Here is a 24,100-nt window from a genome sequence, read left to right as displayed (position 1 = left end):
CTCCCCGCGTTACGGGAAGGAAACGTGTTCCGGGGTAAGCGGTTCCCCGCTTAGCGGGTGAACTTCTTGTGCTTCACGCGTTTGGGGTTGACCGCATCGGGGCCCAGACGGCGGATCTTGTCCTTTTCGTAATCGTCGAAGTTGCCTTCGAAGAATTCGACATGGGCGTCCCCTTCGAACGCGAGGATGTGCGTGCAAAGGCGGTCGAGGAAGAAGCGGTCGTGGCTGATGATGACGGCGCAGCCGGCGAAGTTTTCGATCGCAGCTTCCAGCGCCTGAAGGGTTTCCACGTCCAGATCGTTGGTCGGTTCGTCCAGCAGCAGAACGTTCCCGCCCGATTTCAACAGCTTGGCAAGGTGGACGCGGTTCCGCTCACCCCCCGAAAGCAGGCCGACCTTCTTCTGCTGGTCGGTGCCCTTGAAGTTGAACGAGCCGACATAGTTGCGGCTGTTCACCTGCGCGTCGCCCAATTCGATGATCTCCGCGCCGCCCGAGATTTCTTCCCAGACGTTGGCTTCGGGGTTCAGGCTGTCGCGCGACTGGTCCACGAAGGCCAGCTTCACGGTGTCGCCCAGCGTGACGGTGCCGGTGTCGGGCTGCTCCTGGCCGACCAGCATCTTGAACAGCGTGGATTTGCCCGCGCCGTTCGGACCGATCACGCCGATGATGCCGCCGGGGGGCAGCATGAAGGACAGGTTCTCGATCAGTTGCTTGTCGCCCATCGCTTTGGACAGGTTCTCGACCTCGATCACCTTGCCGCCAAGGCGCGGGCCGTGGGGGATGACGATCTGCGCGCGGCCGACCAGATCCTTGACGGATTCGTCGGCCATCTTGTTATAGGCCGAGATACGAGCCTTGGATTTCGCCTGACGGGCTTTCGCACCGGCGCGGATCCATTCGAGTTCCTTCTCCAGCACCTTCTGCTTGGATTTGTCCTCGCGCGCTTCCTGCGCCATGCGTTTCGCCTTGGCGTCCAGCCACGAGGAGTAGTTCCCCTCGTGCGGCAGGCCGCGGCCACGCTCCAGCTCCAGAATCCACGACGTGATGTCATCAAGGAAGTAACGGTCGTGCGTGACCGTCAGGATGGTGCCCTTGTATTCGATCAGGTGCTTTTGCAGCCATGCGATCGTTTCAGCGTCAAGGTGGTTGGTCGGTTCGTCCAGCAGCAGCATGTCCGGCTCTTCCAGCAGCAGCTTGCAGAGCGCGACACGGCGGCGTTCACCGCCCGAAAGGGTGGACACGTCGGCATCGTCCGGCGGGCAGCGCAGGGCTTCCATCGCGATATCGACGGTGTTGTCCAGCTCCCACAGGTTCTGGGCGTCGATCTGGTCCTGCAGGGCTGCCATCTCGTCCGCCGTCTCGTCCGAGTAGTTCATGGCGAGTTCGTTGTAACGCTCCAGAATGGCGCGCTTGCCGGCGACGCCTTCCATCACGTTGCCGCGCACGTCGAGGTTCTCGTCCAGCTGCGGCTCCTGCGGCAGATAGCCGACGCGGGCGTCTTTCGCCGCCCATGCCTCGCCCTGGAAGTCCTTGTCGATGCCGGCCATGACCTTCAGCAGCGTGGATTTACCCGCGCCGTTGACACCGACGACGCCGATCTTGACGCCCGGAAGGAAGTTCAGGCGGATGTTTTCGAAGACCTTCTTGCCGCCCGGATAGGTCTTGGAGACGCCGTCCATGTGATAGACGTATTGATACGAGGCCACTGGCTGCTCCGTCGGTTAAGGGATTTGCGCGCCTTCTTAGCGATATCGCTGGACAAGAGCAATCAGGGGGTGGTTTCTGGCATCCGCCAAATGGGGGATGCAGGTGCAGGGCTGGCCGGTCGCGCGCAAGGGGATGGTGGTGGGACTGCTGGGCGGATCGTTCGATCCGGCCCATGGCGGCCATGTCCACATCACGCGCGAGGCGATGAAGCGGTTCGGGCTGGACCGGGTGTGGTGGCTGGTATCGCCCGGCAACCCGCTGAAGGCCAAGGGGCCGCGCCCGATGGCGGAACGGATCGCGCGGGCGCGGGCGGTGATGGACCATCCACGCGTCGTCGTCACGGATCTGGAGGCGCGGATGGGCACGCGGTATACGGCGCAGACGCTGCGGGCGCTGCGGCGGCGGTATCCGGGGGTGCGCTTCGTCTGGCTGATGGGGGCGGACAATCTGGTGCAGTTCCACCGTTGGGACGACTGGCGCTGGATCATGAAGAATGTGCCGGTGGGGGTGCTGGCGCGTCCGGGGTCGGGGGTCACGGGGCGGCTTGGGCGTGCGGCGCGGGCCTTCCGGGGCGGGCGGGTCGCGCCGGAGGTGCTGGGGCGGGCCGAACCGCCCGCATGGGCGTTTGCGGACCTGCCGATGGTGGATGTTTCCTCCAGCGACATTCGTGCACGGGGCGAATGGGGCTAGCGCGAATCCCTGCGGGGCGGGTAGCGTCGCGGATATGATTTCCAGACGTCTTCTTTTGGGCGGCATGATCGCCGCCACCGCAGTTCCCGGCTGTGCCGGGGCGCCCGAAACTTCGATCAGACCGCCCGTGCGCGGCGGGGGCAGTGCTTCGACGCTGGTCGCGCGGTCGGGGATCGCGCAGGTCGGCTATGCGGTGGCCGATGCGTCCGGTGCGATGCGCGAGGGGCAGGATGCGGACGTGCCGCTGCCGCCTGCATCCGTCGCCAAGGCGATCACGACCCTTTACGCGCTGGACCGGCTTGGGCCGGGATACCGCTTTGCCACGCGGGTGATGGCGACCGGGCCGGTGTCGGGCGGGATCGTGCAGGGGGACCTTCTGCTGGTGGGCGGCGGCGATCCGACGCTGGACACGGATGGGCTTGCTGCGTTGGTCTCGCAGCTTGCCGCGACGGGGGTGCGGGGCGTGCGGGGGCGGTTCGTGGCGCATGGTGGCGCGCTGCCTTTCGTTCCGCAGATCAGCGACGACCAGCCTTTGCATGTCGGCTACAACCCTGCAGTTTCGGGGCTGAACCTGAACTACAACCGGGTGCATTTCGGGTGGAGCGGGAATGGCGCCATCCGCATGGATGCGCGGGGGCGCGATGTGCCGCCCGTCACCATGTCGCGTGTGCAGGTCGTCGCGCGCGAGCGGCCCGTCTATGACTATCGCGGCGGCAACGGGGTGGACAACTGGACCGTCGCGGCGGGGGCGTTGCGGGGCGGGGGGACGCGCTGGCTGCCGGTGCGCCATCCCGACGAATACGCGGCCGAGGTGTTCCGGGTGCTGGCCGCCGCGCGGGGGATCGCGCTGCCGGAGCCGGTGATCTCGCGCGGGCAGGCGCAGGGGACCGTGCTGGTGACGCGCGTGTCGGAACCGCTGCCGACGGTGCTGTCGGATATGCTGCGGTTCTCCAACAACCTGACCGCCGAGGCGGTGGGGCTGGCCGCCTCGGGGCAGGGGTCGGTTTCATCCTCGAGGCGGGCGATGAGCGAATGGGCGCGTCGCTATGCACCGATGGACCTGCGCGACCATTCGGGCCTGAACGGGGATTCGCGGATTTCGGCGGCGGCGATGGTGCGGGTGCTGGCGGCGGCACGGGCATCCGGCTTGCGCGAGTTGATGAAGGATGAGGGGCTGTATGACGCCTCGGGGCGCGAGCATCTGTCGGACCGCATCCGCATCAAGGCCAAGACCGGGACCTTGAATTTCGTGTCGGGGCTGGCGGGTTATGCGAATGCGGGGGAGGAGTATATCTTCGCGGTATTCTGCGCCGATCTGACGCGCCGCCGCGCCGCGGTGGGCGAGGAACGCCCGGCGGGCGGCGCAGGGTGGACGCGCGGGGCGCGCGTCCTGCAAAGCCGGTTGGTGGAAAGCTGGGCTTAAGGGCGGACGTGACGGGCGCGCGCACCGCGTTCGATCGCGGCGGCGTGCAGGCGGTCCACGGCCAGTTCCTCGCGGATTTCTTCCAGCAGGCGCAATTCGGGCTGATATAGATGCCCGTCCGCCGCCGCCACGTCGCAGGCAAGGGCATAGGCCGTCTCGAACAGGCGTTCGGGCAGGGCGTCGCGGATCAGGCCGAACAGCGCGTCAAGGCCCTCCTCCTCCTCGAACAGGTCGAACACGGTCTGGGCGACGCGGCGGATGCGGTCGGTGTCGTATTGGCCGAAGACAGGCAGGTGGTTCACCATCTGCTGGATCGCGACCAGTTCCGAGGTGCGGACGGCCCCGTGCGAGGCCGAGACGGAGATCATGATGGCGACCAGCGCATCTTGCGCGGTCATCGAGGGGAGGGCTTGGTTCACGGGTTCCATCCTGTGTTTTGCCCGCCAGAATATTGACGGGGACGGGCGGCGGCAATAGACCACGCAGGCCTCTGGCGGCACGGGGCCGCCGGTCAACGGGGGAAATTCCCATGCGCGACGCCGCGATGAACTCCAAAGCCTGGCCTTTCGAGGAAGCACGGAAGATTCTGAAACGCGTCGGCGGCAAGGCCCCCGAAAAGGGCTATGTGCTGTTCGAGACGGGTTACGGCCCTTCGGGCCTGCCGCATATCGGCACGTTCGGCGAGGTGGCGCGCACGACTATGATCCGCCGCGCGTTCGAGGCGATCTGCGACATTCCGACCCGCCTGATCTGTTTTTCCGACGATATGGACGGCATGCGCAAGGTGCCCGACAACGTGCCGCAGCAAGAGATGCTGCGCGAGAACCTTCAGCGTCCGCTGACCGCCGTGCCGGACCCGTTCGGCGAATATGACAGCTTCGGCGGGCACAACAACGCGATGCTGCGCCGGTTCCTCGACACGTTCGGGTTCGAGTATGAATTCTACTCGGCCACCGAATTCTACAAATCGGGCCAGTTCGATCAGGTTTTGCTGCGCGCCTGCGAGCGGTATGACGAGATCATGGCGGTGATGCTGGCATCCCTGCGCGAGGAGCGGAGCGCGACCTATTCGATCTTCCTGCCGATCTCGCCTTCGACGGGGCGGGTTCTGTATGTGCCGCTGAAGAACGTCTCGAAGGACGGGTTTATCACCTTCGACGACGAAGATGGGACCGAGCACACCGTTCCCGTCACTGGTGGCCGCGTGAAGTTGCAATGGAAGCCCGATTTCGGCGCCCGTTGGGCCGCGCTGGATGTGGACTTCGAGATGTATGGCAAGGACCATTCCACCAACACGCCGATCTATGACAAGATCTGCGAAATCCTTGGTGGCAAGAAACCCGAGCATTTCACCTATGAGCTGTTCCTCGATGTGAATGGCGAGAAGATTTCGAAATCCAAGGGCAACGGGCTGACCATCGACGAATGGCTGACCTATGCATCGACGGAATCGCTGTCCTATTTCATGTTCCTGAAGCCCAAGACGGCCAAGCGGATGCATTTCGACGTGATCCCCAAGGCGGTGGACGAATATCACCAGCAGCTGCGCGCCTATGCCACGCAGGACGAGACGAAGCGGCTGGATAACCCGGTCTGGCACATCCATGGCGGCAACGTGCCGGAATCGAAGATGGTCGTGCCGTTCGCCATGCTGCTGAACCTTGCGAGCGTGGCGTCGGCCAAGGACAAGTCGGGGCTGTGGGGGTTCATCCAACGCTATGCCCCCGAGGCATCGCCCGAGACGCATCCCGATCTGGATCAGGCGGCAGAGTTCGCGGTGCGCTATTTCCGCGATTTCGTGGCGCCGAAGCGGCAGTTCCGGATGCCGACCGATCAGGAACGCGCCGCGATGGAGGATCTGCTGGGCCGTCTGCGTATCTGGGATGGCGGGCTGGACGCGGATGCGCTGCAGACCATGGTCTTCGCCGTCGGCAAGGATCACGGGTTCGAGCCGCTGCGCGATTGGTTCAAGGCGCTTTACGAGGTGCTGCTGGGCGCATCGGAGGGGCCGCGTTTCGGCGGGTTCGTCGCGCTTTACGGCGTGGAGGAGAGCATCCGCCTGATCGAACAGGGCCTTGCGGGCGAGTTCGTGAAGACCCAGGCCTGATGTTGCACCGCCCCCGTGCGGGGCGGTGTCCGGAACTTAACCGCCATCGGCAATCTTCGCCCTCAAGCAACCGAGCGCGAGGATTACCGGATGAACAAGGCGATTACCGAAGGGCTGGTCCTGATGCCACCCGCATTTGCGGCGGGGCTGAACCTTTGGTCGCGCGAGGATGGGCGGCCAGGGCAGGGCAGCTGGCAGGGGCAGGGCAACGCCGCCTTCGTCCCGGCGGATCAGGATTTCGCGGGCTGTCTGGAGATCCTGAAGCAGCAGACGGTGACCAAGCTGCGCTGTTTCCAACAGATCCCGATGCAGCCGGGCATGTATCTGCGCGTCACCGCGCGGGTGAAGGCGCTGGCGGGGGCGCTGCCTTCGGTCCGCATCGCGGCATGGGCGGGCAAGTCGAACGGCAATGCGTCGTCGGTGCCGGGATTTGGCCCAGAGGTGGCGCTGGAAAGCTATGGTTCGGTGGTCGAAGTGTCGGCCATCATCGGATCGGGTGCGCGGCATGGCGTGGACATGGTCTGGGGCACCGATCCCGTCTATGGCCATTTCGGGCTGGACCTGACCGGCGCGAATGGCGGCACGGTGCGGATCGACGACATCCGGATCGAGGACGTCACCTCGGTCTTTCACCGTGATATGATGGATTGGGTCGATGTGCGCGACTATGGCGCGATCGGCGATGGCGTGACCGATGATGCGGCGGCGTTTCTGGCGGCGGATGCGGCGGCGGGCGGGCGCAAGGTGCTGGTGTCGGGCGGCAGCTACTATATCGGGCGCAACATCACGCTGAATGCCCGCGTGAAGTTCGAAGGCACGCTGGTCATGCCCGCCGATGCGCGGCTGGCCTGCACGCGGAACTTCGATCTGGATACCTATGCCGCCGCCTTCGGGGGCGAACTTGCGGGTTTCAAACGCGCGCTGCACGCACTGTTCTATTTCACCGATCACGTCACGCTGGACCTTTCGGGCCGCCGCGTGGACATTCCCGATCCCATCGACGTCGCCGCGGTGGGCCGCCTGACCACGTTCGAGCAGCGCCGGGTGCTGACCAACGGGCAGCTCAACGCCGTGTCGGGTTCGGGCTGGGACAGCCGCACGGTCACGTCGGTCGCGACCTATACCACCTCGGACCCGAACCGTCTGACGGGCGTTGCCAACGTCGCGAATATCGAAGTGGGCTCGCTGGTGGCCGGCACGGGCGTCGGGCGCGAGATCTATGTTCGTGCGAAGAACGTGGCGGATGGCACGCTGGATCTGAGCGCCCCTCCGGGTGCGACGGGCGGCACGCGGACCTTCACCTTCACGCGCTTCCGCTATGTCATGGATTTCTCGGGCTTCACCAAGAACTCGAAATTCGAGATGACGGATATCGAGATCCAGTGCAACGGCGTCGCCAGCGCCGTGATGCTGCCGCCTGCGGGGACGATCTTCCGCATGGCCGATTGCGTCGTGAACAAGCCCAAGGATCGCGGGATCACATCCATCGGAACGGGCTGTCAGGGGCTTCTGGTCGATCAGTGCCAGTTCCTCTCGAACGAGCAGGAAAAACGGGTGCAGGAACGCACCACGATCGCGGTGAACGTCAATTCCAACGATGCGAAGCTGCGCGACAACCGGGTGGTGCGCTTTGCCCATTTCGCGATCCTTGACGGGTCGGGCCACATGATCATCGGCAACCACTTCTTTCAGGGCGACAATGAAAGCGCCGGGGTGCGCCGCGCGGGGATCGTGTTCACCCAGACCAATCTTCGCACCGTGGTCACGGGCAACTATGTCGACAACTGCTTCATCGAAATGTCGAACGAGCATGACCCGAACCCGGAGTTCAACAACGAGTTTTCCTTCGGCGGTCTGACGATTTCGGCCAACACGTTCATGATTTCCAGCTCTGCCCCCTATGCGCGCTGCATCGTCATCACGCCGCGCGGGCCGGGGCATTTCGTCAACGGGCTTTCGGTGACGGGCAACACCTTCCGCACGGTCAACACGACCATCGACCGTGTGGAGGCGATCGACACCACCTATGCCAGCATGGATTTCAGCCGTTTCCGCAACTGCGTGTTCGAGGCGAACACCTTTCACGGCATCACCGAAGCGACGGTCAGCCCGGTGACGGTGGAACATGCCCAGACCACGGCGGCGGGCACCTGGACCATCGACGGGTCAAGCTTCATGCCCTTCGGTGCGTGGTCGCGCAACGTGCGCGCCGTGGTGGCCGAGGGGCCGATCACCAGCGCCTCGGGTGCGGTGATGGTGCCGGTCCCCTATGTCGAGGTGGAGAAGGGCAGCGCGAAGAACCGGGTGGAGCTGCACTGGCCGCAGGCCGCAAAGGGCCGTGTCCACGTCACCCTGCGCTGCGACAACCCGAACTGAGGGTCCCGCCCACATAGACCGCTTTGATCGCGCGGTCGTCGCCCATCATGATCGTCGGGAACACGGCCTGCCAGATGTCGTCTGCGCGCCGTGTGGCCTGTTCGATGGCGGGGGTGGAGGCAAGATCGACCACGACGAGATCGGCCTCCATCCCCACGGCGATATTGCCGATCTGATGTTCGGCCCGCAATGCGCGGGCCGAGCCCTGCGTCGCCAGCCACCAAAGCTGCGACGGGTGGATCGGGTTGCCGCGAAGCTGCCCGATCTCATACGCTGCGGCCATGGTGCGCAGCATGGAAAAGCTGGACCCGCCGCCGGTATCGGTCGCCAGCCCCACGCGCAGGGTCTGCGCCAGCCCCATGTCGAACAGCCCCGATCCGATGAAGGTGTTCGATGTCGGACAATGCACAAGGCTCGCCCCCGCTTCGCGCAGGCGGGCCTTTTCGCGTTCGGTCAGGTGGATCGCATGGCCGAAGACCGCGCCTTCGCGCAGCAGCCCCTGCGCCTCGTAGGTATCCAGATAATCGCGCGACTGGGGGAAAAGCTCCTTCACCCATGCGATTTCGTCCGTCTGTTCGGACAGGTGCGTCTGCATCAGGCAATCCGAGTATTCACGCCACAGCGCGCCCAGCGCCTCCAGCTGCTCCGGCGTCGAGGTGGGCGAGAAACGCGGCGTGATGACGTAGCTCAGCCGGTCCCGCCCGTGCCATTTTTCCAGCAGGCGCTTGCTGTCGTCATAAGCCGATTGCACCGTGTCGCGCAAACCGTCCGGCGCGTTGCGGTCCATGCAGGTCTTGCCCGCGAACGCCCGCAGCCCGCGCGCCTGCGCTTCGGCGAAGAAGGCGTCCACGCTTTCGGGATGGATCGTGGCATAGGAACAGACGGTCGTCGTGCCGTTCGCCAGCGTCAGGTCGAAATAGCGCGAGGCCACATCGGCGGCATAGGCGGGATCGGCGAAGCGCATCTCCTCGGGGAAGGTATAGGTGTTCAGCCAGTCGATCAGCCGTTTGCCCCAGCTGGCGATGATCGCGGTCTGGGCGTAATGGACATGCGCGTCCACGAACCCGGCAGAGATCAGCGCCCGCCCATGATCGGTCACGCGCGCCTGCGGGAAATCGCGGCGCAGACGGTCTGCCGAACCCACCGCCACGATGCGGCCCGCGTCCAGCACCAAACCCTCGTCGATGCGCGGCGCGGTGTGATCGCCGTCGAAACCCAGCACCTGCCCAAGAAGAAGTTCCATCGCCCGTCCTTGCTTTATCACCCCGTTACACTAAACCCCCATCGGTTCGGACGAAATCCCCGGCTGCCCCTGTTTCGGTGAAACACCTTGCGGTAAGATCGTGGCAATGACCCAAGGAGGCAGCATGGCTGAAATCGAGACGGAAGCGCGCGACGAGACCCCGACCAGCGCGATTCTGGACGCCGTGGAGGCCAAGGATACCGACCGCCTCACGGAACTTCTCGATCCGCTGCACGCTGCCGACATCGCCGACCTTCTGGAACAGATCGCCCCCAACGAACGGCGCGAGCTGCTGCAACTGTGGTCGGGCGAGATCGACGGCGAAATCCTGTCCGAGATCGACGACTCCATCCGCGAGGAGGTGATCGAGAACCTGCCCTCCGAGGTTCTGGCCGAAGCCGTGCGCGAGCTGGACACCGATGACGTGGTGGACATCCTCGAAGATCTGGAGGAGCCGCAGCAGGCGATCATCCTGAACGCGCTGGACCGGGCGGACCGGGCGGCGGTCGAACAGGCGATGACCTATCCCGAATATTCGGCGGGCCGCCTGATGCAGCGCGAGGTGGTGGTCGCGCCCGAACACTGGACGGTGGGGGAATCCATCGACTACCTGCGCCGGGTCGACTATCTGCCGGACCAGTTCTATCACGTGATCCTTGTTGATCCGCGTATGAAGCCGCAGGGTTACGTCACGCTGGGCCGGATGCTTTCGGCCCAACGCGAGGCATCGATGAAGGAACTGGCCGAGGACAGCTTCCGCACCGTGAAGCCGACCGATCCCGAGGCGGATGTCGCCTATATCTTCAACCAGTATCACCTGATTTCCTGCCCCGTGGTGGATGATGACGGGCGGCTGGTCGGCGTCATCACCATCGACGATGCCATGAACGTGCTGGATGAGGAGCACGAGGAGGACATCCTGCGCCTTGCCGGTGTGGGCGACGAAAGCTCGATCTCGGACGGCGTGGTCGAGACGCTGAAGCAACGCTTCCCGTGGCTGGCGGTGAACCTTCTGACGGCGAACCTGTCGGCTTGGGTCATCTCGCAATTCGACGGGACGATCTCGGTCATCGTGGCCTTGGCGGCGCTGATGCCGATCATCGCGTCGATGGGCGGCAATGCCGGGACGCAATCGCTGACCGTGGCCGTGCGGGCGCTGGCGACGCGGGACCTGACCAGTTCCAACGCGCCGCGCGTCGTGAAACGCGAGGTGCTGGTGGGATTGGTGAACGGGCTGGCCTTTGCGGTCATCATGGGCGGGATCGGGGTCGCCTTCTATGGCGGGCCGATGCTGGGGGTGGTGATCGCGCTGGCAATGATCATCAACCTGATCGTCGCATCCTTGGCCGGGGTTCTGGTGCCGTTGGGGCTGAACAAGCTGAAACTGGACCCGGCGCTGGCCTCGGGGACGTTCGTGATGACGCTGACGGATGTGATCGGGTTCTTCGCGTTTCTGGGGCTGGCGACGGTGATGCTGCTGTGACGAAGGCGGAGGCACGGGCGCGGGCATTTGCCGCGCGCAAGGCGGCACATGCCGCAGGGCAGGGCGCGGCGGCGGATCATCTGACCGCGTGGCTGGCCCCGCACCGGGGCAAGACCCTTGCCGGATACATGCCGATGCGGACCGAGATCGACCCTCTGTCCGCGATGGCCGCGCATGACGGCCCGGTCTGCGTTCCGGTGATCGAGGCGCCCGGCCAGCCGCTTCTGTTCCGCCGCTGGACACCGCAGGCGAAGATGGTGCAGGGGACCTTCGGCGCGCTGGTCCCGGCAGACGGCGACTGGCTGGTCCCCGAGGTCGTGATCGTGCCGCTGGTCGCGTTCGATGCACGAGGGTATCGGCTGGGCTATGGCGGCGGCTTCTATGACCGCACGCTGGAAGGGCTGCGCCGCCACGCGCCCGTGCTTGCCGTCGGTTTCGCCTTTGCCGCGCAAGAGCAGGCTGCTGTCCCGATCGAGGCGACCGACCAGCCTCTGGATGCGCTGGTCACCGAAAAAGGCATCCTCATCTTCTGAGCGGAAGGCTCGCGGCAAGGCTTTGCAGGCTGCGGTGAAAGCCGTTGCGGGGTGCAGCCTCGGCCAGCGGAACCGCGCGTTCGGCCGCAGCGGCGACGGCACGCCCGCCATCCGGCAGGTTGGCCGCGATCGTCAGCGCGCCCGAGAACCGGCGCATCCGCGCGCGGCCCGAAATGTCGATGACCCCCGGCGCACGGTTGACCACATGGCGCAACTTCGCCCGCGCATCCGGGTCCAGATCGCGCGACAGCCGCATCGCGCTGCGGATCGAGCGGGCGTCAGGCTCCATCACCGTCAGCGCCAGATCGGCCTCGGCCATCACGGCTGTGGCCAGATCGGTATCGCCGGTGGGCAGGTCCAGCAGCAGCACGTCGAATTCCGCCCGCGCGCTGGCGATCAGGCGGGGCAGGTTGCCTCCGGTGGCGATCAGGACGTGGAAGCGGTTGCGCCAGTTCTGAAGGCCTTGCGGAAAGGCGGCAGGGACGGTGCTGTTCAGGTTCAGATAGGCGGCCACCGATCCCGAGCGCGGGTCGAGGTCGATCAGGCAGACCCGGTGACGCAGGCCCAACTCGTATGCAAGGCCGATGGCCAACGTGGTCGCCCCGACACCGCCCGCGACGCCGATGACAGGAATGGCGACCCCGTCCCGCTGGGGGCGGCGGGCGGCAGGGGCAAGATCGTCCGCCGGGCCAAGCCCGGTCGCTTCGGTGGCGCCGCCGCGCAGGGCGGCCTCGCGCAGCGCACCATGCGGCAGGGGATAGGCCAGAACGTCATCCGGCCGCAGCCGCAGGATCTGTTGCAACGGGGCCGGACCGATGCCGTCGCAGACCAGCATGATCCGCAGCCCGGCCTGACGCGCGGCCTCCATCGCCGCGGCAATGGCAGGGTTGCCTTCGTCCGCGGCATCCAGCGCGAAGACGACGAAGCGCAGCCCGGTCGAGGATGCAAGGAAACCCGCCGCCGTTGCCAGCGACAGGTCGGCCCATTGATCGCCCAGTTCAGCCTCCATTTCCGCGACCAGTTGGTCGAAGCGGCCCAGATCGCGCGAGATCGTGCAGGCGGCAAGAGAGGCTGGCCGTGGCGCAAGGCTCGCGATGCTGGTCATGTGGCAGAGTTCCCGAGAGTCGTGTTCTCGCGATCTATGCCAGCATGACTAACAACTCGTTAATCCCGGCTTATCGTGGGATACGAAGGACTTGGCCGGGATAGATCTTGTCGGGGTGCGACAGCATCGGCTTGTTCGCCTCGAAGATCTCGGGGTAGCGGTTCGCATCGCCAAGCGTCTTCTTGGCGATGGCCGAAAGGGTGTCGCCCTTTTCCACCGTATGGAAGATCACGTCGTCGTCGTGGTCATCTTCGACCGAGGCGACGCCCGCGACGTTGCCGACCGCAAGGATCACCTTTTCGCGCAATTCCGGCGACGCGGATTTACCGGCGAGTTTCACTTTGTCGCCTTCGACCTTGATATCCAGACCGCTGGTATCGAGGCCAAGATTTGCGACTTCCTGTTTCAGGACGTCGGCGGTCGGGGCGGCATCGGCTTCGGCGGGCAATTCCTTGCCGGATTTCTTCCAGAAGTTGAAAAGTCCCATGATCGTCCTCCATTTGACTCGGCGTTAAATTTGGCCGCGATACGCGAAGGTTTTATTTAATCGCGGAATCGAATGCGGCCACTGCGCCGGGGTGAAGCGGCGCGGCAAGGCCGGTATCGCGCATTCCGCGCGGCGAAAGATTTTCCAGCACCGATGCCGAAAGCCCGACCAGAGTCATGTTCTCCAAAACGTGCCGCACGATCGCGTTCACGATATCGTCCGGCGTTTCGGCCCGCGTCACCAACGTCGCCACCACGGCGAAAGTCTGCGTGCGCCCCTTGTGGCCATAGGGGATGCGCGGGATGGATGCGTGGACGTAGTCGGGATTGGCCTGAAGGAAGGCGCGCACCTGCGGGCCGGAGACGGGCACGAGCCGCGCGTCGCAGTCGCGGATCGCGCGGGCGACCCCGGCATTCGGGTGGCCCACGATCAGCACCGTCGCGTCGATGCGGCCGGCGCAAAGCTCGTCCAGTCCCGCCCCGGCCGGAAGCTCCAGCAGGGCGGCGAATTGCGACCGGTCATAGCCCACCGCTTCCAACAGGCGCATGATGGTCGCGCGCCGCCCCGACGCGGGCAGGCCGATATCGATCCGTTTGCCCAGAAGTCCGCCGAGGCTGAGGATATGCGCATCCGCCCGTGCAAGGATCGTCAGCGTTTCGGGATAAAGCGACATGACCGCACGCAGGTCTTCGAAAGGGGGCTGGCCCTCGAACGGCCCTTCGGAGGACAGCGCCATCCGCTGCACATCCGATTGCAGCAGCGCAAAATCGATCTGTCCACCCCGCAGCGATTCGAGGTTGTAGATCGACCCCGGCGTCGCTTCGGGGCTGCATCGCAGGTTGCCCCGTTCGGCGCGGTTCGTTGCGTCGCAGATCGCCGCGGCGGCGGCATAGTAGCTGCCACTGACATCGCCCGACCCCATCGTGTAAAGTCGCAGGTCCTGCGCCCCCGCCGAAGCGCACAGTCCGAAGACCAGCCCAAGGACAAGACGAAACATCCGCAACCCCCGAAACCATTGCGCATATTAGGGCATGGCGCGAATAATGCGGCAAGCCTGTAAATTCCTCTCGCACAAACGAATTTGCCGCGCCAATATGCCGGGGCAATTCGGGTTCGGGGCAATATGCCGGATTTCGTCTACGACATTCCATTGCGCGATCTGGCCACATGGTTCGCAATTGCGGCGGTGGGGTCGATCATATTCGGGATGCTGGTGGTCAAGCCGATCATGCGGCTTCTGATCGGCGCCGGTCCGGATTTGAACGAGGCGATCAATTATGGAACCGCAGGGTTCAACCTTTTCTATGGGTTGCTTCTGGGTCTTCTGACCGTTTCCGCATATCAGAACAACGAACGGATTGCCGAGGCGGTGCTGCAGGAGGCGACGGTGCTGGCAGCCGTCTATTCCGACGTGAACGCCTATCCCGAACCCACGCGGTCCGACACCAAGGCGATGATCCGCGATTACGTCCTGTTCACGCTGTACAAGGATTGGCCCGCCCATGCGCGTGGCGCCTATCTGGACGGCGGCGCGAACCGGGTGAACGCGATGCGCCAGAAGCTGTCGGCGTTCGAGCCGCAGACCCCGGGGCAGGAGATCCTGCACGCGCAGATGCTGTCTGCGTTTCAGGAATTCACCCGCGCGCGCCAGCTTCGCCTGAACGGGGTGTATACCGAGATCCCGAACGTGCTGTGGTATGCCGTGCTGGTGGGGGCGGCGATCAACATCATCCTGATCGTGCTTTTGCGGATGCGGCCCGTGCGGCAGTTCGTTCTGGGCACCATCACGGCGTTCTTTCTGGGCGTGATCCTGTTCGTCATCGTGGCGCTGGACGATCCCCTGCGCGGCGAGGCGGCGATCCAGCCCGACCCGCTGCGCCGATTGTGGGACCGCGTGATGATCTGGGACGAACCCTGATGGCCGATTTTTCCATCCGCGAAGTCGAAGGGATGCGGCAGGTCCGCATCGAGATTGCGGGCGAGACCGTCCGCGCCCGCCGCGGCGCCATGTCCACCCTGCGCGGCGACATCCAACTGACGCCGCGCCTGCCGGGGGTGCGTGACATCTTCCGGTCGATCTTCACCGACGAGGCGCGCATCCGGCCCTATTACTCCGGCAGCGGGTCGATCATGCTGCAGCCGTCGCTGTCGGGCTATCACCTGATGGATGTCGGGGCGGACGACGCTTGGGTGCTGGAGCCGGGTGTCTATTGGGCCTCGGAAGGCAATGTCGCGCTGGGCATGAGGCGCGAGCCGTTCTGGGCCAGTTTCTGGGCCGGTGACGGGTTCTTCACCTGGAAGACGACGCTGCGCAATCCGGGCCGCGTCGCCATCAACGCCCCCGGCCCGGTGGAGGTTGTGGACGTGGACGGCGAATTGCGCGTGCAGGGTCGGCTGGTTCTGGGCCGGACCGAGGGGCTGCGGTTTTCGTCCCGCCCCGCGGCACGGTTTCCGCGCAGCCTGATCTCGGGGCAGAAGCGGCTGCGCGTCTATACCGGTAAGGGCAAGGCGCTGGTCTGTTGGACGCCCTATTGGAACGAACACCTTTACCGGCGCATGACCGGCGAAAGCATCGAAGGATCGCTGTTCGAATAGGTTTCGGCTTCGACCTCGCGCGCGACTTCGGCAATCAGCGCATGGATGCGGGCGACGGGCGGGCGCATGTCGGGCCGGGCCACAAGATGCGTCAGGGCAAGACGGTCCTGCGGCAAGGGCAGGGGGCGGAATTCCACCCCTTCGGTCGCGACGTGGCGGGCTTGTTCGGTGACCAGCGCCAGCCCAAGCCCTGCGCCGACCAGCGACAGGATCGCGGGCGAATGGGCCAGCCGATGCTGTTCGTCCGGGCGGATGCCCAGCGCCTGGAACAGCGAGGTCTGGAACTGGTGCAGATAGGGCGCGTCGGTGGAATAGCCGATGAAGGGCTGCCCCGTCAGGTCGGCCACCCGCAGCGGCCCGCGGGCCAGCCGATGCCCGCGCGGCAGGGCCAGAAGCATCCGTTCGCGCATCAGCACCTGCACCTCCAGCCCCGGTGGATGGTCGATGGGGCGCACGATGCCGATGTCCAGTTCGCCGAAGGCAAAGGCGTTCATCTGCCCTACGGCGTTCATCTCGCGCAGTTGGAACCCGATGCGGGGGTATTGGCGGGCGGCGGCCGCAATGATGCGCGGCAGCAGCCGGAACGCCGCCGTGCCGAAAAAGCCCAGCCGGACGCTGCCCTCCACCGCCTCGCCATCCTGCCTTGCCGAGCTTTCCACCGTTCCCGCATGGGTCAGAAGCGACTGCGCTTGCGGCAGGAAAGCGCGTCCCGCCGCCGTCAGCGCGACCCGCTGGCTGGACCGTTCGAACAGTTGTGTGCCCAGATATTCCTCCAGCAGCCGGATCTGCCGGCTCAGCGGCGGCTGCGACATGTTCAGCCGCCGCGCGGCCCGCCCGAAGTGGAGTTCGGTCGCGACGGCAACGAAGGAGCGCACCTGAACCAGATCGAGCATGATCCAACCTTTGAATTGAAATGATCCGAAGATGATATTGGATCGGCATTGCGCTGGCAATTATGATCGCTTCAAACGGAGGGAATGCCATGAAAGACCTGCAGACCGGCGAACGCCTGCTGCCCATCAACCCGCTGAACGCCGGCCTGCCGCCGGGCGAGGCGACGACCGACCGCGTGGTGGGGATCAAGCTGTCATCCGTGGTGATGCCGCTGGCAGCCCCCATCTCGGACGCCAAGGTGCTGGCGGGGCGGCAGAAGCCGATGACCGAGGTGACCTTCCTGTTCGCCGAGATCAAGACCGAGCAGGGGTTCGAAGGGATCGGCTATTCCTATTCCAAACGGGCCGGCGGGCGGGCGCAGTATCGCCACGCCTGCGACATTGCGGATGCGCTTCTGGGCGAGGACCCGAGCGACATCTCTCGCATCTGGGAAAAGCTGGTCTGGGCAGGGGCTTCGGTCGGGCGTTCGGGCCTGTCCACCCAAGCCATCGCGGCGTTCGACGTGGCGCTGTGGGACCTGAAGGCGCGGCGCGCGAACCTGCCGCTGGCGAAACTGCTGGGCGCCCATCGCGATTCGGTGCGCTGCTACAACACCTCCAGCGGGTTCCTGTCCTCCAGCATCGAGGAAGTGCGGGAGAAGATCACCGCATCGCTGGAATTCGGCATCGGTGCGATCAAGCTGAAGGTCGGCCAGCCCGATCCGATGATCGACCTGCAACGGATCGAACAGGTGCGCGAGCATATCGGCGGCAACGTCCCGCTGGCCATCGACGCGAACCAGCAATGGGACCGCACGACCGCCCTGCGTTTCGGCCGCATCGTGGAACAGTTCAACCTGACCTGGATCGAGGAGCCGCTGGACGCCTATGACTTCGAGGGTCACGCGATGCTGGCCGCGGAACTCGCAACGCCGATCGCGACCGGCGAGATGCTGACCTCGGTGGATGAACATCTGGGCCTGATCGCCGCCAATTCGGTCGATTTCATCCAGCCGGACGCCCCGCGCGTGGGCGGGATCACGCCCTTCCTGCGCATCTGCGCGCTGGCGGACCAGAAGAAGCTGCAACTCGCCCCGCATTACTGCATGGAGATCCACCTGCACCTGACCGCCGCCTATAGCCGCGAGCCGTGGGTCGAGCATTTCGACTGGTCCGACACCATGTTCGAGCACCGGCTGGAGGTGAAGGACGGCCGCATGATCGTGCCGAACCGTCCCGGCCTCGGCCTCGTGCCGTCGGGTCAGATGCGCGCGTGGACGTCCGAGACGGCGACGTTCGGGAAGTTCTGACGCCGCTCCAGCGCCAGTCTTGGGCGGTCGGTGGTCATCACCTTGGCGCCCAAGGCCAGCGCGTGGTCGATCTGTGCCGCCGAATGGGCGCCATAGACGCCGAATGCCAGTCCCGCCGCCTGCACCATGCCCGCCAGCGGCGCATCGGCCAGATCGACCTTCACGGCGATCTCGGCAATGCCGCGGGTTTGGGCTAGTGCGATCACCTCGGTGGGCCCGACCTGCCGCAGAACCGGCGGGGACACGAGCCAGAGCGACGGGCGCAGGGCTGCCGCCACCTCCAGCAGGAAGGAGGAGAATACCGTCCGCTCCAGCATGCCCTCGGTGGACAGAACGTCGATGACCCGGTCCGCAAGACCCGGATAGGGCAGACCGTCCGCGCCCGCCTTGATCTCGCACCGCAGGGCGATGGGGATGGGACGGAAGATGGCGCAAAGCTCGTGCAGGGTCAGGGGCGCTTCGCCGGGGGAATGGTTCAGGCGGGCGGCTTTCACCTAGGCCAGCGTCAGCTTCGCGATCTCTCCTCTGCGGTCGGTGGTGCGGTCCAGCGTGGGGTCGTGATGGACGACGATATGGCCGTCCGCGGTCGGATGGACGTCGAACTCCACCTCCTCGACCGGCAGCGAAGCGGTCATGCGAAACGCCGAAGGCGTGCTGTCGCCCGATTCCAGCGTGCCGCCGCGATGGGATGCGATACGGGTCACAGCGCGCATTTCCGCAAGGGAAGTGCTGCCGCGCCCAATGCCGCCGCCTCGGCGCCAAGGTCCGAAACCATCAGCTTCGGCATCGGCCTCTGGATGCCATAGCGCGTGTTGCGATAGGGCTGGCAGCGTGCGATCAGCGCCTCGGCCAGCTTGCGCGGGATCTGTCCGCCCAGGACCACGGCCTGCGGATCGATGACGGCCCAAAGCGCGGCAACCAGACGGTCGAAGGCGGGCATGACTTCCTCGACCCAGCCCGACACTTCGGGCCAGTCGGGGTCGAAATCGCGCGACAGTTCCGCGATGGTGCTGATGGGAACGCCCGCCGCGATCAGGCGGGGCAGCAGGAATTGCAGCGCGGGTCGGCGGTCATGTTCATCCACGGTATAGATGCCCGAAATCTCGCCCGCGTTGCGGTTGCCGCCGGGCAGAAGCTCTCCATCCACGATCAGGCCGCCGCCAAGGCCGAAGTTGAACGAGACATAGGCGAAGGTGTGGAAATGGCGGCCAAGGCCCAGCATCATCTCGCCCATCGCGGCGGTGTTGCCGTTGTTGTCGATCCAGACCGGCAGGCCGAAACGCGCGTATAACAGCGGCCCCAACTCGATCAGCGACCAGTCGTGCAGCGGCAGCGGCGCGTTGAACTGCGTGCCGGAGATCCAATAGCCCGAGATGCCAAGCGCGACGCCGAGGCAGCGATCCGCGCCGCGCCCGTGTTCGGCACCGATGTCGGCCATCTGCGCGACGATCATGTCCAGCACCGCTTCGCGGCCCAGCCCGGCGATGGGAAGCTGACGCTGCGCGATGGGGACGCCAGCGAAGTCCATCAGGCATATACCCACATCGTCGGTGTTCAGCGACAGACCCCAGCTGTGCGCGAAATCGCCGTTCAGCAAAAGCGAGGGGCTGGGCTGGCCGCGCCCAGCGACGCGCGGCGGGCCAAGGCGGATCAACCCGCGTTCGGTCAACTGGTCGATGATCCGGTGCACCGATTGCTGGCTGATGTCGAAGCGCGGCGAAAGTTCGGCCCGCGTCGATCCGGGCGCGGCGTGAAGACGGCGCAGGATCATACGCTCGTTATCGGAAACGACGGGACCTCGCGGTGCCCGGCGAAAGCCATCGCCGACAAGGGAAAAGGGATCATAGGCCATAATACTACACTTCGCGCGATTTATGAACCTGCCTATCACGGCGACTGTAACGATATAATAAAAAAACCTTCGCCTCATTGTCACACACAAAGCGTAGTAAACCAGGGACTTCAGCAAACCGGACGTTCAAGATGCGCTTCCTGACCCCCCTTGCGGCACTTGCCATGACCACCGCCGCCCATGCCACGGATATCGAGTTCTGGTATGGCAATACCGGCAGCAACGAAAAAGCGATCCTTGCCGCATGCGAGGCGTTCAACGCCTCGCAGGATCAGGACCACGTGTCCTGCGTCGGGCAGGGCAGCTACGAGGCCGGGATGCAGAAGGCCATCGCCGCCTATCGCGCGGGCAACCATCCCGTGCTGATCCAGTTCTTCGACGCAGGGACTTTGGATCTGATGCTGTCGGGCGCCGTGATCCCGGTGTCCGAGGCGATGCCCGACGCCCCGTGGGACAGCTATATCCCCGGCGCGCGGGCCTATTACGAAACGGCGGACGGCAAGCTGTTCTCGCAGCCCTACAACTCGTCCACGCTGCTGTTCTATACCAACAAGGCGATGCTGGCCGAAGCCGGGATCGAAAAGACCCCCGAGACGTGGGAGGAGGTCATCGCCGCCGCCCGCACGCTGAAGGAGGCGGGCGTATCCTGCCCCTTCGCGACCGATATCAACGCATGGCGCCAGATCGAGCAGTTCGCCGCCCGCCACGGCGTGCCGATCGCCACGCAGTCCAACGGCTATGACGGGCTGGATGCGGAATATGTCATCGATCAGGGCATCGTCGCGCAGCACATGAACAACCTTGCCGACTGGCACGAGGAAGGGCTTGTCCGCTTCGACGCCGAAACCAAGGCCGCGAAATACAATGCCGCCTTCAGCGCGGGCGAATGTGCGATGATCGAAGGATCGTCGGGCGGCTATACCTCGTTCACCGAGGCGCTGGGCGCGGATGCGATCACCGTCACCCTGCCGCCGATGTATGAGGGGCAGACGCGCCACAACACCTTCGTCGGCGGCGCATCGCTGTGGCTGATGAAGGGCCATGACGAGGCCGAGGTGAAGGCGGCGCAGAACTTCCTCGATTATCTGCGGACCCCCGAGGCGCAGTTGGAGTTCACGGCCGCCACCGGATACCTGCCGGTCACGCAATCGGCGCTGGACCTGCTGGAATCGTCGGGCCGCGCCGATGCGCCGGAATTCGCCACCGCAGGGCCGGGGATGGAGACGCTGGGCGCGCCGGGCAATGCCGATACGCGCGGCATCCGTCTGGGCTTCTATGTCCAGTTCCGCGACATCTTCGCCGAGGAGACGCAGCGCGCCTATAACGGCGACATCACCATGGACGAGGCGCTGGCCAATTCGGTCCGTCGGGGCAACGAATTGCTGCGCCGGTTCGAGGCGACCTACGCCGCCAACTGAAGCGGATGCGGGCCAGAGCGCCCGCATCCCTCCCGAGGTCCAGATGACACAATCCCCGTTCCGCTCGCGCTTGATCGCGCTGCTGTTCCTGTCGCCGCTGATCCTGCTGACGGCGCTGTTCTTCTATTGGCCGGTGGCCGAGGCGATCCGCTGGTCGTTCTTTCTGGAACAGCCCTTCGGCGGCGGGTCCACCTTCGTCGGCCTAGCCAACTTCCGGCGCGTGCTGTCGGACCCGGAGTTCTGGAAAAGCCTGAAGCTGACCGGGATCTTCATGGTCACGGCTTCGGTCCCGGCGGTGCTGGTGCCGTTGGTGCTGGCGATGGCGGCGGACCGGGGGCTGCGCACCTCGCGCATCGCTCGGAACGTGCTGGTCTGGCCGAAGGGGGTGGCTGGGGCATCTATCGGGGTGATATTCGGATTTATCTTCAATCCCTTCGTCGGCATTCTTACACCGCTTAATCAACTGTGGCCGGGCATCTGGTCGCCGGGAACGGACGGGGTGGATGCGTTCATCACGCTGATCGTGGCGAACCTGTGGAACGGCATCCCGTTCAACTTCGTCATCCTTCTGGCCGGACTTCAGGCGCTGCCCGACACCTATTCCAAGGCGGCGGCGCTTGATGGTGCGGGGCCGTGGCGGCAGGCGCTGGACATCCGTCTGCCGCTGCTGGCCCCGCAGCTTTTCTTCGTGCTGGTGCTGGAATTCACCGAAAGCATCATCAATGCCTTCGGCCTGATCGACACGATGACGCGGGGCGGGCCGGGGGGCGCGACGACGCTGCTGGTCTACAAGATCTATGCCGACGGGTTCAAAGGGTATGATCTGTCGGGCGCGTCGACGCAGACGGTGCTGCTGATGATCTTAGTCCTGCTGATTGCCGCCGCGCAGTTCCTGCTGATGGAACGCCGCGTGAAATACGAGCGCTGAGATGATCGAGACACGCACCTCCTTCGACCGGATCGCGATGGCGATCCTTTGGCTGGGCATCCTGTTCATCCTCGCCCCGCTGTGGATCGCGCTGATGAGCGCGTCGCACAGTTACGAGCACATCCTTCGCAACGGGCTGGCATGGTATCCGGGCGGGCATCTGGTGGATAACCTGATCCGGGTCTTCACCGACACGCGCATCCCGGTGCAGATGTTCAACAGCCTGATCGTCGCGCTGATGACGGCGGTGGGAATCTGCATCCTGTCCTTCTGCACCGCCTTCGCGCTGGTTTTTCTTAACCTGCGTTTCGGCTGGCTGGTGTTCGCGACCATCTTCGGCACCATCCTGCTGCCGGTCGATATCCGCGTCGTGCCCACCTATCAGGTGATGTCGAACATCATGGAGCCGTTCGCCGCCCTTGGCCTTCCGGTGCCGCAGATCAGCCTCGTGAACACCCATATCGGGTTGGCGCTTCCGGCGATCGCGCATGGCACCGGCACGTTCATGCTGCGCCAGTTCTTCCGCACCGTGCCGATGGACCTTGCCCGCGCGGCGCGGATGGACGGGGCGGGGGCGCTGCGGTTCATGTGGGATGTGCTGCTGCCCTTGTCGCGCCCCGCGCTGGCGGCGCTGTTTGTGCTGATGTTCCTTGGCGGGTGGACGAACTACCTTTGGCCGCTGGTCGCAAGCTCGACCGCCGACATGCAGACGGCGGTGGTGGGGCTGGCACGTCTGGCGACCGATGGCGACAGCCGCGCGCCGGATTTTCCGCTGATGATGGCGGCGGCCTCGGCCGTGTCGCTAATCCCGCTGACCCTGATCGCGGTGCTGCAACGCTTTTTGGTGCGGGGCATGGCCTTGACGGAGAAATGATGACCCTGACGCTTGAACGCCCCGTGACCGCCGCCGCCCGGACCGGCACCGACATTCATATCGAGGGGTTGGAGAAAACCTATGCCGGGGCCCAGGCCTCCGTGATCCCGAACCTGACCGCGCATCTGCGGGCGGGGGAATTCACGGTGATCCTCGGGCCGTCCGGCTGCGGGAAATCGACGCTGTTGAACATGCTGGCGGGGCTGGAGGCGGTGGGCGCTGGCCGCATCCGTTTCGGGGCACGCGAGGTTCAGGCACTGGCCCCGCGCGACCGGGGCTGCGCGATGGTGTTCCAGAACTATGCGCTTTACCCGCATATGACGGTGGCGCGGAACATGGATTACAGCCTGCGCATCGCCAAGGTTCCCCGCGCCGAACGCGAGGCCCGCGTGGCCGAGGTTGCGCGGATGCTGGAGTTGTCGGCGCTTCTGGACCGCCGTCCCAGCCAGCTTTCGGGCGGGCAGCGCCAGCGCGTCGCCATCGGCCGCGCCATCATCCGAGAGCCGCAGGTGCTGCTGTTCGACGAGCCGCTGTCGAACCTCGACGCACGTCTGCGGAACGAGACGCGGATGGAGTTGGCGCAGCTTCACCGCCGCATCGGCGCGACATCGGTCTTCGTCACGCATGATCAGGTGGAGGCGATGACGCTGGCCGACCGCGTGATGATCCTGAACAAAGGGCGGATCGAACAGTTCGCGCCGCCCTCGGACATCTATGCCGCGCCTGCCTCGACCTTCGTGGCCGGGTTCCTCGGATCGCCGCCGATGAACCTGCTGGCGGTGGAATCGCGGAACGGGCGGATGGCGCTGCCGGACGGCTCGACCATCGGATGCCGCCGCGACGGGATGTTCCAGCTTGGCATCCGCCCAGAACATATCCGCCTTGGCACCGGGGCCGAGATGCGCGTGCAGTTCCGCGAGGAGCTTGGATCGCATTCGGTCATCGCCCTGACCACCTCTGACGGCGGTCGCCTGCGCGTCACGGCCCCGCCCGGCGGTGTGGGGGATGCCCTGCGCGTGTCCTTCCCGCAGGACGCGCTTCACCTTTTCGATGCGGAAACGGGTCTTGCCGTCCGCGAGCTTCTGATCCGGACCTGA

The 24,100-nt window shown here is 65.2% G+C and carries 23 protein-coding genes; 13 read left to right on the top strand and 10 right to left on the bottom strand.

Annotated elements, in window-relative coordinates:
- Positions 1 to 50: 50 nt before the first annotated feature.
- A complete protein-coding gene (gene ettA / locus E2K76_RS01025) occupies positions 51 to 1,706 on the bottom strand; it encodes an energy-dependent translational throttle protein EttA (protein WP_136682405.1) in 1,656 nt (551 codons plus the stop codon).
- A 97-nt stretch (positions 1,707 to 1,803) separates the two neighbouring features.
- Between ettA and E2K76_RS01020 the strand changes: the two genes are divergently transcribed.
- Positions 1,804 to 2,397 carry a nicotinate-nucleotide adenylyltransferase gene (locus E2K76_RS01020; RefSeq protein ID WP_136682404.1) on the top strand — a complete coding sequence of 198 codons (594 nt, stop codon included), beginning with the start codon at positions 1,804 to 1,806 and terminating at the stop codon, positions 2,395 to 2,397.
- Between the two features lie 34 nt (positions 2,398 to 2,431).
- Positions 2,432 to 3,820: a D-alanyl-D-alanine carboxypeptidase/D-alanyl-D-alanine-endopeptidase gene (locus tag E2K76_RS01015; RefSeq protein WP_136682403.1), complete on the top strand. Its 1,389-nt coding sequence runs from the start codon at positions 2,432 to 2,434 to the stop codon at positions 3,818 to 3,820.
- Here E2K76_RS01015 and E2K76_RS01010 read toward each other — a convergent pair.
- Positions 3,817 to 4,218, bottom strand: coding sequence for a tellurite resistance TerB family protein (locus tag E2K76_RS01010; protein WP_246032860.1), 402 nt, complete (start codon positions 4,216 to 4,218; stop codon positions 3,817 to 3,819). The two genes, E2K76_RS01015 and E2K76_RS01010, sit on opposite strands and share 4 nt — an antisense overlap.
- A gap of 131 nt (positions 4,219 to 4,349) precedes the next feature.
- On the opposite strand from E2K76_RS01010, the gene E2K76_RS01005 reads away from it, so the two are divergent.
- Entirely contained in the window at positions 4,350 to 5,927 is a 1,578-nt protein-coding gene (locus E2K76_RS01005) for a lysine--tRNA ligase (RefSeq protein ID WP_136682401.1), read from the top strand.
- Between the two features lie 90 nt (positions 5,928 to 6,017).
- Positions 6,018 to 8,303, top strand: coding sequence for a glycosyl hydrolase family 28-related protein (locus E2K76_RS01000; protein ID WP_136682400.1), 2,286 nt, complete (start codon positions 6,018 to 6,020; stop codon positions 8,301 to 8,303).
- Here E2K76_RS01000 and guaD read toward each other — a convergent pair.
- Positions 8,275 to 9,546: a guanine deaminase gene (guaD, locus tag E2K76_RS00995; protein WP_136682399.1), complete on the bottom strand. Its 1,272-nt coding sequence runs from the start codon at positions 9,544 to 9,546 to the stop codon at positions 8,275 to 8,277. The two genes, E2K76_RS01000 and guaD, sit on opposite strands and share 29 nt — an antisense overlap.
- Positions 9,547 to 9,670: 124 nt before the next feature.
- Here guaD and mgtE point away from each other — a divergent pair, with 124 nt between their 5' ends.
- Together mgtE and E2K76_RS00985 are read left to right on the top strand one after the other, a co-directional pair.
- Positions 9,671 to 11,029, top strand: coding sequence for a magnesium transporter (gene mgtE / locus E2K76_RS00990; protein WP_136682398.1), 1,359 nt, complete (start codon positions 9,671 to 9,673; stop codon positions 11,027 to 11,029).
- Complete coding sequence (locus tag E2K76_RS00985; protein ID WP_136682397.1) at positions 11,026 to 11,562, top strand: 5-formyltetrahydrofolate cyclo-ligase; 537 nt, start codon at positions 11,026 to 11,028, stop codon at positions 11,560 to 11,562. Before mgtE ends, E2K76_RS00985 begins: the two co-directional genes overlap by 4 nt.
- Here the strand turns inward: E2K76_RS00985 and E2K76_RS00980 are convergent.
- The 3 genes from E2K76_RS00980 to E2K76_RS00970 all read right to left on the bottom strand — a co-directional run bounded on the left by E2K76_RS00980 (position 11,552) and on the right by E2K76_RS00970 (position 14,151).
- A complete protein-coding gene (locus E2K76_RS00980; RefSeq protein ID WP_136682396.1) occupies positions 11,552 to 12,667 on the bottom strand; it encodes an AAA family ATPase in 1,116 nt (371 codons plus the stop codon). The genes E2K76_RS00985 and E2K76_RS00980 overlap by 11 nt on opposite strands.
- Before the next feature lie 70 nt (positions 12,668 to 12,737).
- Positions 12,738 to 13,154, bottom strand: coding sequence for a peptidoglycan-binding protein LysM (gene lysM, locus E2K76_RS00975; protein ID WP_136682395.1), 417 nt, complete (start codon positions 13,152 to 13,154; stop codon positions 12,738 to 12,740).
- 52 nt (positions 13,155 to 13,206) lie between these two features.
- Positions 13,207 to 14,151 carry a TAXI family TRAP transporter solute-binding subunit gene (locus tag E2K76_RS00970; protein WP_136682394.1) on the bottom strand — a complete coding sequence of 315 codons (945 nt, stop codon included), beginning with the start codon at positions 14,149 to 14,151 and terminating at the stop codon, positions 13,207 to 13,209.
- 126 nt (positions 14,152 to 14,277) lie between these two features.
- Between E2K76_RS00970 and E2K76_RS00965 the strand changes: the two genes are divergently transcribed.
- Positions 14,278 to 15,072: a bestrophin-like domain gene (locus tag E2K76_RS00965; RefSeq protein WP_136682393.1), complete on the top strand. Its 795-nt coding sequence runs from the start codon at positions 14,278 to 14,280 to the stop codon at positions 15,070 to 15,072.
- A complete protein-coding gene (locus tag E2K76_RS00960; RefSeq protein ID WP_136682392.1) occupies positions 15,072 to 15,749 on the top strand; it encodes an AIM24 family protein in 678 nt (225 codons plus the stop codon). Before E2K76_RS00965 ends, E2K76_RS00960 begins: the two co-directional genes overlap by 1 nt.
- Here E2K76_RS00960 and E2K76_RS00955 read toward each other — a convergent pair.
- The gene (locus E2K76_RS00955; protein WP_136682391.1) at positions 15,701 to 16,642 is read right to left on the bottom strand and encodes a LysR family transcriptional regulator; all 942 of its coding nucleotides are present in this window, start codon (positions 16,640 to 16,642) and stop codon (positions 15,701 to 15,703) included. The two genes, E2K76_RS00960 and E2K76_RS00955, sit on opposite strands and share 49 nt — an antisense overlap.
- Positions 16,643 to 16,731: 89 nt before the next feature.
- Between E2K76_RS00955 and E2K76_RS00950 the strand changes: the two genes are divergently transcribed.
- A complete protein-coding gene (locus E2K76_RS00950) occupies positions 16,732 to 17,931 on the top strand; it encodes an L-talarate/galactarate dehydratase (protein ID WP_136682390.1) in 1,200 nt (399 codons plus the stop codon).
- Here E2K76_RS00950 and E2K76_RS00945 read toward each other — a convergent pair.
- Genes E2K76_RS00945 through E2K76_RS00940 form a run of 3 tightly spaced genes read right to left on the bottom strand, consistent with a single transcriptional unit; the run spans position 17,883 to position 19,783 of the window.
- Positions 17,883 to 18,425, bottom strand: coding sequence for a hypothetical protein (locus E2K76_RS00945; RefSeq protein WP_220432156.1), 543 nt, complete (start codon positions 18,423 to 18,425; stop codon positions 17,883 to 17,885). The genes E2K76_RS00950 and E2K76_RS00945 overlap by 49 nt on opposite strands.
- Entirely contained in the window at positions 18,426 to 18,635 is a 210-nt protein-coding gene (locus E2K76_RS20560; RefSeq protein ID WP_220432155.1) for a glycerophosphodiester phosphodiesterase family protein, read from the bottom strand.
- Positions 18,632 to 19,783, bottom strand: coding sequence for an ROK family protein (locus E2K76_RS00940; protein ID WP_136682389.1), 1,152 nt, complete (start codon positions 19,781 to 19,783; stop codon positions 18,632 to 18,634). The genes E2K76_RS20560 and E2K76_RS00940 overlap by 4 nt, the downstream gene beginning before the upstream one ends.
- 131 nt (positions 19,784 to 19,914) lie before the next feature.
- On the opposite strand from E2K76_RS00940, the gene E2K76_RS00935 reads away from it, so the two are divergent.
- Genes E2K76_RS00935 through E2K76_RS00920 form a run of 4 tightly spaced genes read left to right on the top strand, consistent with a single transcriptional unit; the run spans position 19,915 to position 24,100 of the window.
- The gene (locus E2K76_RS00935; protein ID WP_136682388.1) at positions 19,915 to 21,201 is read left to right on the top strand and encodes an extracellular solute-binding protein; all 1,287 of its coding nucleotides are present in this window, start codon (positions 19,915 to 19,917) and stop codon (positions 21,199 to 21,201) included.
- Positions 21,202 to 21,244: 43 nt separating this feature from the next.
- Positions 21,245 to 22,129 (top strand): carbohydrate ABC transporter permease, encoded by an 885-nt coding sequence (locus E2K76_RS00930; RefSeq protein WP_136682387.1) that lies wholly within the window; start codon positions 21,245 to 21,247, stop codon positions 22,127 to 22,129.
- 1 nt (position 22,130) lies between these two features.
- On the top strand, positions 22,131 to 23,003 hold the full coding sequence (locus E2K76_RS00925; RefSeq protein ID WP_136682386.1) for a carbohydrate ABC transporter permease: 873 nt from the start codon (positions 22,131 to 22,133) through the stop codon (positions 23,001 to 23,003).
- Positions 23,003 to 24,100: an ABC transporter ATP-binding protein gene (locus tag E2K76_RS00920; protein WP_136682385.1), complete on the top strand. Its 1,098-nt coding sequence runs from the start codon at positions 23,003 to 23,005 to the stop codon at positions 24,098 to 24,100. Before E2K76_RS00925 ends, E2K76_RS00920 begins: the two co-directional genes overlap by 1 nt.

The organism is Falsirhodobacter xinxiangensis (assembly GCF_004959935.1).
Lineage (GTDB): Bacteria > Pseudomonadota > Alphaproteobacteria > Rhodobacterales > Rhodobacteraceae > Falsirhodobacter > Falsirhodobacter xinxiangensis.
Note: the sequence above shows the minus strand (reverse complement) of the source record. Positions and strands in the feature narration are given on the sequence as shown.